15 protein-coding genes are annotated in these 16,273 nt (G+C 46.5%); 3 read left to right on the top strand and 12 right to left on the bottom strand.

Annotated features, from left to right (window positions below):
* From Q0N89_RS08670 to ffh, 6 genes are all read right to left on the bottom strand, one after another.
* Positions 1-325: hypothetical protein (locus tag Q0N89_RS08670; RefSeq protein WP_294035435.1), on the bottom strand; the 325-nt coding region annotated here is incomplete at its 3' end.
* 140 nt (positions 326-465) lie between these two features.
* A complete protein-coding gene (ubiA, locus tag Q0N89_RS08665) occupies positions 466-1,386 on the bottom strand; it encodes a 4-hydroxybenzoate octaprenyltransferase (protein ID WP_294035433.1) in 921 nt (306 codons plus the stop codon).
* A gap of 51 nt (positions 1,387-1,437) precedes the next feature.
* Complete coding sequence (locus tag Q0N89_RS08660) at positions 1,438-2,217, bottom strand: class I SAM-dependent methyltransferase (RefSeq protein ID WP_294035431.1); 780 nt, start codon at positions 2,215-2,217, stop codon at positions 1,438-1,440.
* Positions 2,218-2,259: 42 nt separating this feature from the next.
* Complete coding sequence (locus Q0N89_RS08655) at positions 2,260-3,102, bottom strand: undecaprenyl-diphosphate phosphatase (RefSeq protein ID WP_294035428.1); 843 nt, start codon at positions 3,100-3,102, stop codon at positions 2,260-2,262.
* A gap of 93 nt (positions 3,103-3,195) precedes the next feature.
* Positions 3,196-3,882, bottom strand: coding sequence for a tRNA (adenosine(37)-N6)-threonylcarbamoyltransferase complex dimerization subunit type 1 TsaB (tsaB, locus tag Q0N89_RS08650; RefSeq protein WP_294035426.1), 687 nt, complete (start codon positions 3,880-3,882; stop codon positions 3,196-3,198).
* A gap of 82 nt (positions 3,883-3,964) precedes the next feature.
* Entirely contained in the window at positions 3,965-5,509 is a 1,545-nt protein-coding gene (gene ffh / locus Q0N89_RS08645; protein ID WP_294035424.1) for a signal recognition particle protein, read from the bottom strand.
* Between the two features lie 218 nt (positions 5,510-5,727).
* Between ffh and Q0N89_RS08640 the strand changes: the two genes are divergently transcribed.
* The 3 genes from Q0N89_RS08640 (at position 5,728) to htpX (ending at position 8,766) form a co-directional block, all read left to right on the top strand.
* On the top strand, positions 5,728-6,522 hold the full coding sequence (locus tag Q0N89_RS08640; protein ID WP_294035422.1) for an inner membrane protein YpjD: 795 nt from the start codon (positions 5,728-5,730) through the stop codon (positions 6,520-6,522).
* A 340-nt stretch (positions 6,523-6,862) separates the two neighbouring features.
* Positions 6,863-7,684, top strand: a complete 822-nt coding sequence (locus tag Q0N89_RS08635; RefSeq protein ID WP_294035420.1) for a lytic transglycosylase domain-containing protein — start codon at positions 6,863-6,865, stop codon at positions 7,682-7,684.
* 176 nt (positions 7,685-7,860) lie between these two features.
* On the top strand, positions 7,861-8,766 hold the full coding sequence (gene htpX / locus Q0N89_RS08630; protein ID WP_294035418.1) for a protease HtpX: 906 nt from the start codon (positions 7,861-7,863) through the stop codon (positions 8,764-8,766).
* 92 nt (positions 8,767-8,858) lie between these two features.
* Here htpX and clpA read toward each other — a convergent pair whose 3' ends face one another.
* The 6 genes from clpA to Q0N89_RS08600 form a co-directional block, all read right to left on the bottom strand.
* Complete coding sequence (gene clpA, locus Q0N89_RS08625) at positions 8,859-11,156, bottom strand: ATP-dependent Clp protease ATP-binding subunit ClpA (protein WP_367178562.1); 2,298 nt, start codon at positions 11,154-11,156, stop codon at positions 8,859-8,861.
* Between the two features lie 18 nt (positions 11,157-11,174).
* Positions 11,175-11,513: an ATP-dependent Clp protease adaptor ClpS gene (locus Q0N89_RS08620; RefSeq protein ID WP_228143735.1), complete on the bottom strand. Its 339-nt coding sequence runs from the start codon at positions 11,511-11,513 to the stop codon at positions 11,175-11,177.
* A 113-nt stretch (positions 11,514-11,626) separates the two neighbouring features.
* Complete coding sequence (locus Q0N89_RS08615; protein ID WP_078253524.1) at positions 11,627-12,385, bottom strand: hypothetical protein; 759 nt, start codon at positions 12,383-12,385, stop codon at positions 11,627-11,629.
* A gap of 145 nt (positions 12,386-12,530) precedes the next feature.
* Positions 12,531-13,892 carry a siroheme synthase CysG gene (gene cysG / locus Q0N89_RS08610; protein WP_294035413.1) on the bottom strand — a complete coding sequence of 454 codons (1,362 nt, stop codon included), beginning with the start codon at positions 13,890-13,892 and terminating at the stop codon, positions 12,531-12,533.
* 26 nt (positions 13,893-13,918) lie between these two features.
* Positions 13,919-14,308 (bottom strand): DUF934 domain-containing protein, encoded by a 390-nt coding sequence (locus tag Q0N89_RS08605; RefSeq protein ID WP_294035411.1) that lies wholly within the window; start codon positions 14,306-14,308, stop codon positions 13,919-13,921.
* A 160-nt stretch (positions 14,309-14,468) separates the two neighbouring features.
* Entirely contained in the window at positions 14,469-16,145 is a 1,677-nt protein-coding gene (locus Q0N89_RS08600; protein ID WP_294035409.1) for a nitrite/sulfite reductase, read from the bottom strand.
* Between the last annotated feature and the right edge of the window lie 128 nt (positions 16,146-16,273).

Genomic DNA, 16,273 nt, shown 5'->3' with positions numbered 1-16,273 from the left:
AGTTTTTTAACAAAACCCTCTTAGGGGTTGTTTGAAAATAGTTGACCGGTACAGTCTCAACATTGCCCTGTAGGAGATCTGCAACAAGCTTATCGCTTATTGCTTGAATTTTAGGGTCTGTGCTTGCTACGATAGCATCAATCACTTCTTGTCTTGCACCGTCCCAAGCACCGCTAAGATTACCTTTTTCAGTTAATGCTTCATTGTCAAAAGTCGAAGACAGCTCCAATTTTTCGTTAGTGCCACTACGATACTTATTGTCCCAAAGTACAACCGTATTGGTTCTTGGGTCGATAGAAATAATATCACTACCGTTCCTACCCACCTTATCACCCCATTTTAGAACAATATAACCTTCGTTTACAACGCGATTGGCAAGTTCAATTTCACCAAGATAGCCATTAACCTGAGAATAGACATTGGCATCGGTGCACTTGTCAAATCAATAATCCAAACTTACAAGGTTTAACCCCATATCCACTCAGCCAAACACAATACAAGCACCCAAACAAACACATACCGCCCTACCCACGCATTATGACGAAATGCCGCAAAGCACGCCAAGCGTTCTCGGTCTTTAATCAGATGATATTGATAACCAAACATCGCCACCACAGGCAGCACGCCAACAAGCACAAACCACCCAAGCACATCAGCAAAATAATGCCAAACCGCCACACTCATCAGCACCACAAAAACCACTTGCAACAGGCTAATAATCGCCACATCATAGCGACCAAATAAAATCGCCGTGGATTTGACCCCGATTTTCACATCATCATCACGGTCGCACATCGCATACTGTGTATCATACGCCACCGTCCAGCACATATAAGCCACGAACAGCACCCAAGTCCACACATCAGTCCACCCCTGCACAGCGACGAACGCCATCGGTATCGCCCAGCCAAATGCCGCTGCCAGCACCACCTGTGGCAAATTGGTGTATCGCTTCATAAATGGATACACAAACGCCAGTGCCACCGCCCCAAGCGACCAATAAAACACCGCCACAGGCAAGAAAAACAGCAGACACGCTGATAACAATGACAGCCCCACAAAAGTTGCTGCCGCTGTCTTGGCAGATAGTCGCCCATCGGCAAGCGGACGGGTATTGGTGCGCTTGACCTGTCCATCCACCTTACGATCGGCAAAGTCATTAATCGCACAGCCAGCTGCACGCATCAATACCGCCCCAAGCGTAAAAATCAGCACCACTTTGGCGCTTGGTGTCTGCCCCATGCCCCAGTACGCCAATAGCACCGCCCACAGTGTCGGGTACAGCAGTAGCTCCGTGCCGACAGGTTTGTCAAATCGGGTCAGCTGTAGCCATGCAAAAGTTTTTTGACCAAAGGTCATCGGTGCGTGGGCGTGATGGTTTTTCATGATGGATTAATGATTGTAATTTTATCTAAATACAGATTATGCATACACTGATTAATATCTGTCAAATCGGATAGCGTCGTTTTGCCATGATTGGATGGGGGTTTTGCCAGCTAAATAAGGTGCACTAAGCGGTCGCTTCACCACCACTCGCCCATCGGTCTGCCCTATCAATGATTTAGCATGGCTTAAAAGCTGATATTCATCATCAAGGCTAGGCGGTGCGACAAAACTGTGCAGGGCTTGCATATGTTTATTGACCTTGGCATCGTAGCTACCCTTTGGGAACATCGGGTCAAGATAGACGACATCAGCACCATCGCTGCAATCACGCACATCAGCATGGCGGATGGATAGCCGTGATAAAAGAGCTTGCCAATTTGGATTATCCTGCATATAGGCATATTCTGACAATAATAACAGTGCCATGATAGGATTGCTCTCAAGCATGATGACACTTGCGCCAGTGCTTGCAAGTATTAAGCTGTCATGCCCAAATCCTGCTGTGCCATCAATCACCGTCATCCCTGCTGTCAGCTTACACGCCTGCAAAATCAGCTCAGACTTACGCCCTGCTGATACCACACGGCGGGTCTGTGCTGTCCAATCGGGGCTAACTTTGATGATGTCATTACCTTGTCTTTGTATCAGTAATAATTTATCTTTTTCAAGCAGTAGCGCCTGCTGTGCTTGATACTCATCTAGCCCAAAGCCAAGATATTTATTATTAATCTTAGTTAATGTATAAAATGATAACTCGATCGGCAAAGCGTGCGTGCTGATGAGTGATTGGACAGGGGCTACTTGATTGGCATCCACACCAAAAATCAGCATCACACACTCCTTATTTAGCGAATTTCTACAATAAAATTTGGATTAGCCTTGAATTTGATAACCAAAGCCAAAAAACGCAATCAACACCACCACGCCTGTGATGATACGCAGCCATGCAAAAATCATAAAGTCTTTTTTGGACACCCAGCCCACCATCAAGCGGATACACAGCAGCGCCACGATGAACGACACCACTGTGCCAATGCCCAAAATCATCCAGTCGCTACTTGTTTGTAGTGCATCTTTGTGCTTGACCAAATCAAGCAGTGCCGCACCCACAATGACAGGAATGCCCAAAAAGAACGAAAACTCAGTCGCCGCCTTGCGTGATGTACCAAGCAGTAGCGCACCGATGATGGTCGCCCCCGAACGGCTCGTGCCCGGAATAAGCGCTAGGCACTGGCACAGGCCGATGTACAGTGCGGTCTTAAAGCTGATGTGTTCAGCTTCATCGGCGATGATTTTGCGGGGATTTTTCTCAGCGTAGATGATAAGTAGTGCACCGATAATCAGCATGGTCGCCACCACCAACGGATGAAACAGTACTTGGGTAATCACATCAGCAAACAAAAAGCCCATCACCATCACAGGAATGGTCGCCACAATCAAAGCAAGCCCCAGCTGGCGTGGCTTGGCAAGCCCTTCTGCCCTGCCGGTCAATAGCCCCATGAATGAATTCCACAGTCTGCCCCAGTAGTCATAAATGACCGCCAAAATCGCCCCAAGCTGAATAAAGACGATGAACAGATTGCGAAATTCACCGGTCAAAAAATTCATCAAATCCGCTGACAAAATCAAATAGCCAGTGCTTGAAATGGGTAAAAATTCTGCAATACCTTCAACAATACCCATGATGACGGCTTTGATAATCAGCAAAATATCCATAGTACAACCTAAGAAAAATAAAAAGATGGCGTATTGTACACCACAAATCTGAAATTAGGCTTAAGCCAAGCCCTATAGTTTGGAACTTATAGCCTATGCCTTGCCCTGCTCGGCAAGCGTTTTCCACGCATTATCACGCAGATACACAGGCAATGCACGCTCAGCGCTCACCGCCTGCCCTTGTTGATACGCCATCATGCCAAGCCGTGCGATATCCACCGCCGTCGGATGTGCTTGCACTATTTTGGCATGATTATGCTGTACAAGCGATGCACCATCACCGACGATGACATCGGCAATTAACGGACTATCATAATCAAGCAAGCTTTCATCGCCGATAACCTTGCCATCTGCATCAGTACTCAATGCGCCATGTTTGATGACAAATCGCCCCTGATAGACTTGGTTTTGGCGTGCATCCATCACTGCCGATAGCACAGTATTATCAGCAAAAGTTTCGTTTTGGCAAGCGGTATCGGCAAGCGTCGCCAAGCTTGATATACCCACGCACGGCGTATCGCCAGCCACCGACAACGCCTGCACCACCGCTGTATTGATACGAATACCGCTAAACGCGCCCGGCCCACGATTGAACGCAAGACAGTCTATCTGTGCTAATGACAGACCTGTCTGCGACAAAGCATTATCCACCATCTCAAGGATAATCTCAGTCTGCCCACGATTGCCTGCGATAGTCTTGTGGTAGAGCACCGTGTCATCTTGCACGATTGCCACCGAGCACTGCTCAAACACCGTATCAAACGCCATCAAGATTGCCATATCTCACCTTTTAAAAAGCTCTTTACCGACAAAGTTAAGACCCAAGCCATGACAGCTTGGGTGTCGTGATACCATGAGTACATCAGAAGCGTTTTTTGAACTGCGGTGGTAGCTGACCGCCCATTTCTTGCATTTTTTTCTGCATTTCTTCCATGCTTGGCATATCGTTTGGATTTAGCCCCAAATCCTGCATTGATTTTTGCATCTCTGCCATACTTGGCGCACCTTCGGCATTACCACCTTTATTGCCAAACAATGGGCCACCGCCCGACATCCCACGGGTCAAGCCCTGCACCGCTTTCATCATCTTGCCAATGCCATCAGGACGGCTGATCATTTTCATCATTTTTGCCATCTGCTTGTGTTGCTTGAGCAGGCGATTGACATCTTGGATTTGTTTGCCCGAACCTGCAGCGATACGACGCTTACGGCTTGGGGTGATTTTGTCTGGATTTTGGCGTTCAAATGGTGTCATCGAATGAATCAATGCTTCCATTTCTTTGACCTTTTCTTCTGGCTTGGCTTCTGCCATTGCTTTTTGGATATCCGCACCGCCTAAGCCTGGCATCTTATCTAGAAAACCTGCCATACCGCCTAGATTTTTCATTTGTTGGAACTGGGTCAAAAGATCTTCAAGGTCAAATTCACCACCCTTTTGCATCTTTTTCGCCATTTGTTCGGCTTTTTCGCGGTCGATTTTTGCTTCGACTTCTTCGACCAAACTCAGCACATCACCCATGCCAAGAATACGCTGTGCGATACGCTCAGGGTGGAATAGCTCAAGTGCTTCTAGTTTTTCGCCACGACCCAAAAACTTAATCGGCTTACCTGTAATCGCACGCACCGACAGTGCCGCACCACCACGGGCATCGCCATCAGTCTTGGTCAAAATCACACCAGTCAATGGCAGTGCATCATTGAACGCTTTGGCAGTATTGGCAGCATCTTGACCAGTCATCGCATCGACGACGAACAGCGTCTCTACTGGATTGACCGCTGCGGTCAGCTCTTTGATTTCATCCATCATCTCATCATCGATGTGCAAGCGACCTGCGGTGTCGATGATTAGGATGTCTTGGTACTGTAACTTAGCTTCATTGATCGCACGGCGAGCGATATCAATCGGCTTTTCATCCACCGATGATGGTACAAAGCTTGCTTTGACTTGCCCTGCCACTTGCTCAAGCTGCTTAATCGCTGCAGGACGATACACGTCGGCTGACACGAGCATCACTTTTTTGCCTTGTTTTTCTTGCAAAAACTTCGCAAGCTTACCTGCTGTGGTCGTCTTACCCGCACCTTGCAGACCCGCCAGCAGATAGACCATCGGTGGCTTGCCCGTCATCTCAAGCGATTGGTTCGCCGAGCCCATCATCTCAGTCAGCTCATCATAGACGATTTTGACAAAGGCTTGACCCGGTGCAAGCTCTTTTAGGACATCTTGACCGAGCGCCTGCTCTTTGACCTTGGCGACAAAATCTCGTGCCACAGGCAATGCCACATCCGCTTCAAGCAGTGCCATACGCACTTCACGCAGGGTATCTTTGATGTTATCTTCGGTTAATTGACCAGTGCCTGCGATATTACGCAAACTGCCAGAAAGTCGTTCTGTTAAGGTATCAAACATATCAAATCCGTCATTATAAAAGGGACAAACACACCAAGATGAATGCTTGCCAAAACTATTGCTACAAATAACTGCTATTTTATGCTAAATTAGGCAAATATTCCAATTTAATTGCACGAATCCCATCAATATTGACTATTTTTGCTGTATTTTTGCGTGTCAATCACGCAGCATAAGCAGGCTTGATGTGTTGATGGTATAACAATAAAGGGGTTTTTGTGCTGTTGATTTTTTTGAGTGTGGTGCTGATTTATACCGCAAGCAGTCTATATTTGGCAAATGCCTTGGTCAAGCAAAGCGCAATTTCAAAAGGCGCACTGCTTGGCGCACTGGGGATTGGGCTTGTTTTGCATGGCTGCTTATTATACCCACAAATCATCACTGCCGATGGGCTAAATTTTAATTTATTCAATACGCTCAATCTCACTGGCTTATTTTTCTTGCTGTTTTATGTGCTGTTTGGGCTGTATCGTCCGATTTTGAGTCTTGGGATTTTGGCAGTGCCAAGCGCCTTGATTGGCATCAGTCTTGGCTATATTGGTGACGCCACTTATGAGCCAATTGAACAGCTTGGCATTGGGCTACAAGTGCATATCCTACTGTCTTTTGCTGCTTATTGTGTGCTATTGATGGCGGCGGTGCAGGGCTTGCTATTACGCCTACAAATCCGAGAGCTTAAGCACAAGACCATTCACAGATTTTGGGTGTCTCGCCTGCCGTCCTTGCAGAGTATGGAGAGCCTATTATTTGATATGATTTTGATGGGCTTTGTGATTTTGAGCATTGCGCTCGGCTTAGGCTTTGGGGCGACTTATGACATCATGACACAGCACATTGCGCATAAGATGGTGTTTAGTGTATTAAGCTGGCTATTATATGGTGCGTTGATTGCCGGGCATTATCGCTACGGCTGGCGGGGTAAGCGTGCTGCGAATTTTGCCATCTATGGCTTTGCGCTGCTCGCCATTGGCTTTGTTGGTTCAAAAGCGGTGATGGAGTTGTTTATCCAATAGCACCCGTTTTATTGACCCAATTAGTCAAACTGCCCAAATACCAATTTGGGCTTTTTTGTAAAGTGGTAAAACATATTTTGTTACAATTTGGTCGCTTGAAAAATTCAGATACGATTTACGGTATCAGATAATTATCGGAAAATCCTATAAAATGGTGTATTTTTAACCACTTTATTGCTTAATTTATCAAGCTTGGGCGCAACTTTTTACTCGTCTATTTATAAGCTAAATCTAATCTTGCCTAATTGTAAAGTTTTGTAATCAGTGAATATTTTTTGCTAGCCATCGCCGATTTTATGCTATACAATGCCTATCAAATTTTTAATCACACAATTAAACCATGAAAATCCTTACAACCAAACTTACTCTAACCACCCTAACCGCTGCTTTGTGCAGCCTAGCGGCTCACGCTGAAATCACGACCACCATCCAGCCAGCTGGCGGGGTCACAGTGAGCATTCAGCCTAGCGCAAGCACGGCTAAATTCACCCAAAAAGCCACACTAAGCCAGTCACAGACGACAAGCTACGCAACTTCTGCATTAGTAAATAACTCATATACATCAAGTAATCAATCAAACTACTCTTCAAACTACTCTGCATTTGGCTCATCAAACTGGGACAGCGGCTACTCATCATACAGTTCATATGGTTATAGCCGTGATTCTTTTGATGATTTGATTCGTCAGTCATCAGCACGCTATGGCGTCGATCCTGCTTTAGTCAAGGCAATTATTCACACCGAATCAACCTTTGACCCAAGTGCTCGTTCACCTGTTGGTGCAATGGGCTTGATGCAGCTGATGCCAGGTACTGCTCGTGATATGGGTGTATATAATGCCTACGACCCTGCCGAAAACATCGACGGCGGCACCAAATACCTAGCTTATCTACAAGGCATGTTCAGCAACCCAAACCATGTCATTGCCGCTTATAATGCTGGTCCTGGCAATGTGCGTAAGCACGGTGGCATCCCACCATTTCGTGAAACTCGCAACTATGTGCAAAAGGTCAATGAACGCTATAACAATATTTATAGCTTAGATGCTAGCCTATACCAAGGTTTCAATGGTACTCGTACGACACTTGCGATGAATACACCACCAGCGAGCACCACCATCTCGCACACCAGTCAAGTTCTTGGTTCAAACAATTCAAACTAAGTCGATTATTTGACTGATATCGTGGTGATATTGCAATTACAATAAACTTTGTCAGTTTTTTGTATTTTAAGGCAAAATTTAGATATTTCTCTGAATTTTGCCTTTTATTTTGTCCGAATATCCTTATAATAATCAAAATAACTGACTTAAATTCATTTTAAAAGGAAATCATTCTCATGATGCGAATTGGTTTATTCTTATTAACCAACCTAGCGGTATTACTTGTCTGCGGTATCGCCTTTACGGTGATTTCAGCCGTGTTTGGCTTGGGCGGCGTCCATTCAGGTGGCAATCTGAATCTAATCTCACTGATGGTCATGTGTCTTGTGTGGGGTATGGGCGGCTCTATCATCTCGCTATTTTTGTCAAAATGGATGGCAAAAAAATCTACCGGCACTGTCGTGATTGAAACGCCACAAAATGGCACTGAACAATGGCTTGTCGATACCGTTGCCCGCCAAGCACAAGCGGTAGGCATTAAAATGCCTGAAGTGGGGATTTTTGATTCAACACAGCCGAACGCCTTTGCCACCGGTTGGAGCAAAAACAGCTCGCTAGTCGCCGTCTCAACCGGTCTGATTCACACCATGACACCTGATGAAGTCGAAGCCGTGCTTGCGCATGAGATTGGTCACGTTGCCAATGGTGACATGGTAACGCTTGCGCTGATTCAAGGGGTGGTGAACGCCTTTGTGATGTTCTTTGCTCGTATTATTGGTAACTTTGTGGATCGTGCGATTTTCAAAAACGAAAGCGACAGCCCTGGCATTGCTTATTTTATCACCAGCATGGTGATGGATATCCTGCTTGGCATCCTAGCATCTGCGATCGTGATGTGGTTCTCTCGCCTGCGTGAATATCGTGCCGATGAGATGGGTGCTCGCCTAGCAGGTCGTGATAAGATGATCAGCGCGCTAAACGCCCTACGCCCTTCCGAAGCTCGTCCTGACCAGATGCCTGAAGCGATGAAAGCCTTTGCGATCTCATCAGGTCAATCGCAAGGCTTTAGCATGGCGAATCTATTCCGCTCGCACCCGACACTTGATGATCGTGTAGCAGCTTTGCAGAAGTTTCAAGGTTAATCTGTTAGCCAAATAAATCAGCCGTTCATATGAGCGGCTGATTTTTTATCGTCTTTATTATCATCTTTTTGGTGGTACGAACAATAGACAGCTTAAGCACAAGCAACTTCAAATCCCACTTCATCCCCCTGCATCACTGCTGTCACTGTCCCACCATCGGTCAGCTCACCAAACAGTATCATCTGCGATAGTGGCTTTTTGAGTTTATCTTGTATCAGTCGTGCCATCGGACGAGCACCCATCAAGCGATCATAGCCCTTATCAGCAAGATGGCTACGCACCGCATCATCGACTTTTAGAATGATATTTTTGGCAAGTAGTAGCTGGCTAAGCTCAGTGATGAACTTATCCACCACACCATCGATGACCGCACGGGATAATGGTGCAAAATTGACAATGGCGTCCAATCGATTGCGAAACTCGGGGCTAAAGGTGCGATTGATGGCGGCAGTGTTGTCCGTATGGTGACTTTGCTCGGTAAAGCCCATCGAATTTTTGCTAATCGCATCTGCGCCGACATTGGTCGTCATCACCAAAATCACCTGCTTAAACGACACCGAACGCCCATTATTATCCGTCAGTGTGCCATGATCCATCACCTGTAGCAGTAGATTGAACACATCGCTATGTGCTTTTTCTAGCTCATCGAGTAGCAGCACACAGTGCGGATACTGATTGATTTTTTCGGTCAAAAGCCCACCTTGATCATAGCCGACATAGCCCGGTGGCGCACCAATCAGACGAGATGCCGTATGTGCTTCCATGTACTCGCTCATATCAAAGCGAATCAGCTCAACGCCAAGCATCTTGGCAAGCTGTTTACTGATTTCGGTCTTGCCCACGCCTGTCGGCCCTGCGAACAAGAACGAACCGATTGGCTTATCAGGATTGGTCAGCCCAGAGCGAGCGAGCAAAATCGCATCGGTCAGCACATCCACCGCTTCATCTTGGCCAAAGACCACTTGCTTTAGATTGGCTTTTAGATTTTTTAGGATATGCTTATCATCAGATGAGACAGACTTTGGTGGAATGCGAGCGATTTTGGCAATAATACGCTCAATCAATGCCGTATCAACCACTGGCTTTGGTGCATTCTCATCAGCTGCTGCAGCTTGCTGATTGGTATTATCCGCAAGGTCGGTGCTGTCTGCTTGTGCGTGTAGCTTTAGGTATGCCCCCGCTTCATCGATGACATCGATTGCTTTGTCAGGCAAAAATCGCTCATGAATGTGCTTGTCAGACAGTCGCACTGCCGTCTCGATGGCATCATCGGTATAAGTCACCTGATGAAAGCTTTCATAATAGCCTTTTAGCCCACGAATGATGTCAATAGCATCAAGGATGGATGGCTCTTTGATGTCGATTTTTTGGAAACGGCGTGACAAGGCGTGATCTTTTTCAAAAATCTGCCGATATTCCACAAAAGTCGTCGAGCCGATACAGCGCATCTCGCCTTTGGCAAGGGCGGGCTTAATCAGATTGGACACATCCATACTACCATCCATCGAACTGCCTGCACCGATGACCATATGAATCTCATCAATGAATAAGATGGCATCAGGCAGCTGTTTTAGCTCATCTAGAAGTGCTTTCATGCGAGCTTCGAACTCACCACGAAACTTCGTCCCTGCGATCAGCGCACCCATATCTAGGCTGTAAATGGTCGCATTCGCCAGTGGCTTGGGTGCTTTGTTATGGACAATCAGCCACGCCAAGCCTTCGGCAATCGCTGTCTTACCCACACCCGGATCACCAACAAGCAAGGGATTATTCTTGCGGCGGCGGCACAGTATCTGCGCTGTACGCTCAATCTCATCAGCACGCCCGATTAGTGGATCGGTTTTGCCAAGCTTGGCTTGTTCGTTCAAATTAATCGTATAAGCATCAAGCGGGTTTTCTTTTGCACTTGTGCGTCGTTTGCCATCGACGGTATCGCCATCACCTTTTAGGGCATAATCCACCATCTTAGCACGGCTTTGTACCGAAATCTCCCGCATCACGCTTAGGATATCCACGCCCGATGACTGCAACAGCTCATTGGCAAAGCTTTCATCTTCCTTAAAAATCGCCACCAACAAATCAGTCGGTGCGACTTCTTCGCCTGATTGGCTTGATTGCACCTGCCAAATCGCCCGCTGCATAACACGGGTCAGGCTCTTGGTCGGCATAGGATCGGCGCCGTCACGCTTGGGGATATAATCACGCAGATAGTCCTTGAGCGCTGTCAAAATAGCCCCTGTATCCGCTTCGCAAGCTTCAAGAATCTGCACGCAGTTTTCGTCTTTTAATAGTCCAAGCAATAGATGCTCAACGGTCACAAACTGATGCCCTTGTCGTTTGGCATATTCATGCATAAATTCTTGAATTGCCAAAAAATCTTGATTAAACATAATTAATAATTTCTCTTATTATAATTTCTCAATCGTGGTCAATAGCGGATATTCTTCTTGCTCGGCAAGCTCATTGACTTCATCAACTTTCATCTCGGCGATGTCAAATGGCAATATCGCCACCACCGCACGCCCTGTCTCATGAATTTGCATCATCAAGCGATAGGCTTCATCCATATCATGCTCAAAAATCTCAACCAACACAAACACCACGAACTCCATCGTCGTGTAATTATCATTGTGCATCACCACCGCATACATCTGCGGGCGTGCGGTCATGGGCTTGGTTTGGGTAATCACACCAACAGAAATATCGCTTTGGCTGTGTTCATCACCACTGGCAAAAATCTTGTTCATTATCATATCCACACAATCATTGAACTCATAGTGTATCAAAAAATCAGCCAATAAAAAATGCCATAAGCGGCGATGATGACATCTCACTTATGGCAATGCAGACCAAATGCTGATTATTCAGACTTTTGAATTGGTCGATTGCTTGCGTTTGGCATTTCGGCAAGTGACGCAGGCGCATCGGTAATGATTTTGCCAATTTGCCAGTTGTAAAGCTGTTGGACTTTTTGAGTACCTGCCATCAGCTCAAGCTTCATCTGCTTTGGCTCAAAGCCTTCGGGCATGATAAAGCGACCACGAATATTCGCCACGCCTTTGATGTCATAGCTTGATGGCTCAAGCGGAATCTCAACCATGCTGGTGGCGTTTAGCAAAGTCAGCTTAGGAATCATCTTCACTGCCTTGCCTGATACATCAATCATCGCCACATCAAAGCGGTATTCAAAAGTGTTCTGCGGTAGCGAGATAATCTCTGATGCGATGATGTTGAGTGCCACACCGCCTTGCTCTGCCACAGATGCTTTGAGCAGTTCATTGACTTGCTCTAGCTGTAGATTGGTGGTTTTTAGGTCTTCGTATTCGCCACGCAGGCGCTCAAGGTTCGCCATGCTGATATCACGCTCTTGTCGAGCGGTGGCAGCATCTTGCTTAAGCTGAGCATTCTCTTGGCTAAGCGCTTGAGTATCAGCACTCACCGCTGCCACTTGTGGCATATTCTCGGCAGCATCAGATACCCCTTGGCGAAAACCAAATTTAAACCCAATCACCGCCACGACGAGCGATGCGAAAATCAGTGCCAGCATAAACAGCGCCAAAATCTGACCTGTTGCCCCACGCTCATGACGAGCTTTAGAAACTAAAAACTTATTTGGCATGAATGACCCAAACCATAATCTTGTGAAAAATGCCACTTATTATAGCAAAATTTCAGCGATTGCATATGCTTGATTTACGGTAGAATACGAAATTTTACAATTCATTCTCATTTAGAAAATAAATCAAAACCGACCAGTTGGTTTTTTAAATCGGCTTTTGGGGTTGGTATAGCTCAACCACCTTGCCAACGATGATGATGGCAGGCGCACTCACCCCATCTGCCTGCTGTTTGGCGACGATATCGCTAAGCGTACCTGTCAAGACCGCTTGGGTTGGTAGGCTAGCATTGGACACGATGGCAATCGGCAAATCACTTGGCAAGCCTGATACCACAAGGCTATCGACAATCTTAGGCAGTGCGTGCAAGCCCATATAAAATACCAAAGTCTCATCCGGCTGATACGCACTTTTTAACCCATCAAAGGCATCATTGGTCTGATAACAACCTGTCAAAAATCGCACCGATGTCGCAACGCCACGATGTGTCAGCGGAATGCCTGCACAGCTACCTGCTGCCAGCGCTGCTGTGATGCCACTGACCACCTGATAAGGCACGCCCGAGGCTTGGCACGCCAGCATCTCTTCACCGCCACGCCCAAAGACAAACGGATCGCCACCTTTTAGGCGTAGCACTCGATGCCCTGCCTTAGCGTATTGGACAATGAGTTCATTGATTTGTTCTTGGGTTTTGGCGTGATCGGCGCGTTTTTTGCCGACAAAGATTTTTTGACTATCACGGCGGCACAGCTCAAGAATCTCAGGCGATACCAATGCATCATACAGCACGACATCAGCCTGTTGCATCAGTCTAAGTGCCTTAAAGGTCAATAAATCAGGATCGCCTGCGCCTGCGCCGACGATATAGACTTCACCGCCTTGTTTGCCTTGATCAATAAAGCTATGCAGCTCATCATCCAGTGGTGCAATCTGACGATCTGCCAATGCTCGCTCAAATACCGATTCCCAAAAATAGCGTCGCTCGGTGATGGTCGGCAAGGCATCTTTGACCTTAGCACGAAACTCACCCGCTTTGGCAGCAAGCTTACCGATGCTGCTTGGCAAGCTACTTTCAATCTTGGCACGGATTAATCGAGCCAGCACAGGCGCTTTGCCATTACTAGACACGCCAATCACCACAGGATCACGATCGACGATGGCAGGGAAAATAAAATCGCACAATTCAGGCGTATCGACGATATTCACAGAAATGCCACGAGCCTGACAGTCGCCATGCAGAGCGACATTCGCCGCATGATCATCGGTCGCGCCGATGACGATGGCAGGCTGATAAGTGTCCAAATCGCTTGGCTCATAGTTTTTTTGGTGATAAGTTGCGCCAATTTTATTTAGAAAATTAATAAAATCTTCATCAAAATTCTTGGCAATGACCACCATGCGTGCTTGTGCCTTTGCCATCAATACCGCTTTGCGGTGGGCGACATCACCGCCACCGACAATCAGTACAGTTTTATTATTTAGATTAAAAAACAATGGCAAAGTATTCATACAAGCTCGCTTTTTATTGGTGAAAATTAACTAAACAATGGCAGACGATTGACCGACTCGCCATTATAGCCTGTGGCAAGATCGCTTAGGGTCTTGGTCAGTGTAGCGACTTTTTCATCAGCAACCACAAAAGCAGTTGCCCCTGATTTGACAAAATAATTCGCCTGATCCAAGGCGAACTCGCCTGCGATGATGATTTCACCTGTGTAGCCCTTATGGCGTGCATGGCGAATCAAGCTAAACACACGACCATCTTTAAAATCCGCCAAATTAAATAGTAGCGAGCTTGGTGTATCTGCTACCGCTGAGTCAATCTCATCAGGGGTGGTATCTGCTGTCAGCGCCGCAGCCAATTCTTCTTCGCTGATAGCGATACTCTCGGTGCGAGCATCACTATATACTTTGGTTAAGCTCATGATTATTCCTTGATAATAGTTAAATTTTTTAAATAATCGTTTTGATATATTACAGTTTGCCGCAAGCTTATCATTGGATAAATTATTAAAAAAATTGTAATAATCTTACAATAAACTTAGGCAAACTGTTTAATCACCAGGCAATCACACCCAAGCAAAATCAGCTATATACCGCCGCCTTAAATGGTGCTAAGCCTAGTCGTTCCACCGCTTGAGCAAAGGTCTCGATATGCTCATCGCTCTCGATACGCTCATTTTTATAGACATCGACGATGGTGGCAATCGTTTGTGCCACTTCATCAGCAGCGACCGCACGACCTAGGATTTGGCCAAGTTTGGCATTTTCGCCTGAGTTGCCGCCTAGGCTGATTTGATACCAGTGTTCGCCTTTTTTGTCCACGCCTAGGATACCGATATCACCGACATGGTGGTGTGCACAGGCATTCATACAGCCTGACATATTCAGGCGAATATCACCCAAATCATACAGATAATCAAGGTCGGTAAACTGCTTTTCGATAGACTCGGCGATGTTGTGCGTAGTGGCATTCGCCAAAGCACAATAATCAAAGCCCGGGCAGACAATCATATCCGTCAGCGTGCCGATATTGGCACGAGCTAGGTTGAGTGCAACGAGCTTTTGCCATAGTGCATATAGGTCGCTGATTTTGACATCGCCAAGCACCAAGTTTTGGTGATGAGTGGCACGAATCTCGCCAAGACTGTATTCATCTGCCAAGTCAGCAAGCGCAAACATCTGCGCATCAGTCACATCACCCGCTGGCACATACTCGCCATCAACCACGCCGGCTTTTAGCGAAATCACCACCGCACGATAGCCATTGACCTTATGAGCGACGGTGTTATGCTCATACCAGTTTTTGAACGCTTCATCAGATAGATAACCTTGTAGTACTTCTTGGGCTGACAATGCGTCGATTTGCTCATAATTTGGCTCGGTAAAATAGCTTTGCGCCTTTTCAAAATGCGCATCGGTCAGGGTCAAATCACCATCTTTGAGCGTTTGCCATTCTTCATCGACTTTTTGGGCAAAGACATCTTTGCCAAGACTTTCGACCAAAATTTTGATACGTGCCTTGTATTTATTATCACGGCGGCCTTCTAAGTTATACACACGCAAAATCGCATCCAGATATGACAGCAGATGACGGCGTGGCAAAAATTCATTAATCACCTTGCCAATAATCGGCGTACGACCCAAGCCGCCACCAACAAGCACTTCAAAGCCAAGCTCACCATCACGCTCAACCAAATGCAGACCGATGTCATGCACCTGTGTCGCCGCACGGTCAGCCTTAGTACCGATGACAGCAATCTTGAATTTGCGTGGCAAAAAGGCAAACTCAGGATGAAAAGTACTCCACTGACGGATAATCTCGCAATACGGGCGCGGGTCGGCAATCTCATCAGCATGAATGCCTGAATACGGGTCGGTCGTGGTGTTACGAATACAGTTGCCCGATGTCTGAATGGCGTGCATCTGATTGGCGGCAAGCTTGGCAAGAATATCAGGCACTTCTTCTAGCTTCACCCAGTTCAGCTGTAGATTGGTACGGGTGGTAAAATGCCCATAGCCACGGTCATAATCACGGGCAATCTCTGCCAAAGTACGCATCTGATTGCTTGACATCAAGCCATAAGGAATGGCAATGCGTAGCATTGGTGCATGACGCTGTACATACAGACCGTTTTGTAGGCGTAATGGCAAAAACTGCTCTTCTGGCAACTCACCTGCCAAAAAACGCTGGGTCTGGTCACGGAACTGGGCGACACGCTCATCAACCAATTTTTGGTCGGCATAGCTGTATTGATACATGATAATTTTCCTTTGGCGTTTGGCTAATTTGGTTATTGATGATAAGAAATGGATTGCACAATGTTAAGGCTTAGCTGTCAAAATTTAAAATTCAAAAATGGAATATCGGTAGATGGTTTGGGGATATT

It is taken from the genome of uncultured Moraxella sp., from assembly GCF_945873075.1.
GTDB lineage: Bacteria > Pseudomonadota > Gammaproteobacteria > Pseudomonadales > Moraxellaceae > Moraxella.
This window is presented reverse-complemented; position numbering and strand designations above follow the sequence as displayed.

Excerpts from the sequence above, each read along its gene's own strand:
- ubiA (WP_294035433.1), bottom strand. The coding sequence starts at position 1,386 with ATGAAAAACCATCACGCCCACGCACCGATGACCTTTGGTCAAAAAACT.
- Q0N89_RS08660 (WP_294035431.1), bottom strand. The coding sequence starts at position 2,217 with ATGCTGATTTTTGGTGTGGATGCCAATCAAGTAGCCCCTGTCCAATCA.
- Q0N89_RS08655 (WP_294035428.1), bottom strand. The coding sequence starts at position 3,102 with ATGGATATTTTGCTGATTATCAAAGCCGTCATCATGGGTATTGTTGAA.
- tsaB (WP_294035426.1), bottom strand. The coding sequence starts at position 3,882 with ATGGCAATCTTGATGGCGTTTGATACGGTGTTTGAGCAGTGCTCGGTG.
- ffh (WP_294035424.1), bottom strand. The coding sequence starts at position 5,509 with ATGTTTGATACCTTAACAGAACGACTTTCTGGCAGTTTGCGTAATATC.
- Q0N89_RS08635 (WP_294035420.1), top strand. The coding sequence starts at position 6,863 with ATGAAAATCCTTACAACCAAACTTACTCTAACCACCCTAACCGCTGCT.
- htpX (WP_294035418.1), top strand. The coding sequence starts at position 7,861 with ATGATGCGAATTGGTTTATTCTTATTAACCAACCTAGCGGTATTACTT.
- clpA (WP_367178562.1), bottom strand. The coding sequence starts at position 11,156 with ATGTTTAATCAAGATTTTTTGGCAATTCAAGAATTTATGCATGAATAT.
- Q0N89_RS08620 (WP_228143735.1), bottom strand. The coding sequence starts at position 11,513 with ATGAACAAGATTTTTGCCAGTGGTGATGAACACAGCCAAAGCGATATT.
- Q0N89_RS08615 (WP_078253524.1), bottom strand. The coding sequence starts at position 12,385 with ATGCCAAATAAGTTTTTAGTTTCTAAAGCTCGTCATGAGCGTGGGGCA.
- cysG (WP_294035413.1), bottom strand. The coding sequence starts at position 13,892 with ATGAATACTTTGCCATTGTTTTTTAATCTAAATAATAAAACTGTACTG.
- Q0N89_RS08605 (WP_294035411.1), bottom strand. The coding sequence starts at position 14,308 with ATGAGCTTAACCAAAGTATATAGTGATGCTCGCACCGAGAGTATCGCT.
- Q0N89_RS08600 (WP_294035409.1), bottom strand. The coding sequence starts at position 16,145 with ATGTATCAATACAGCTATGCCGACCAAAAATTGGTTGATGAGCGTGTC.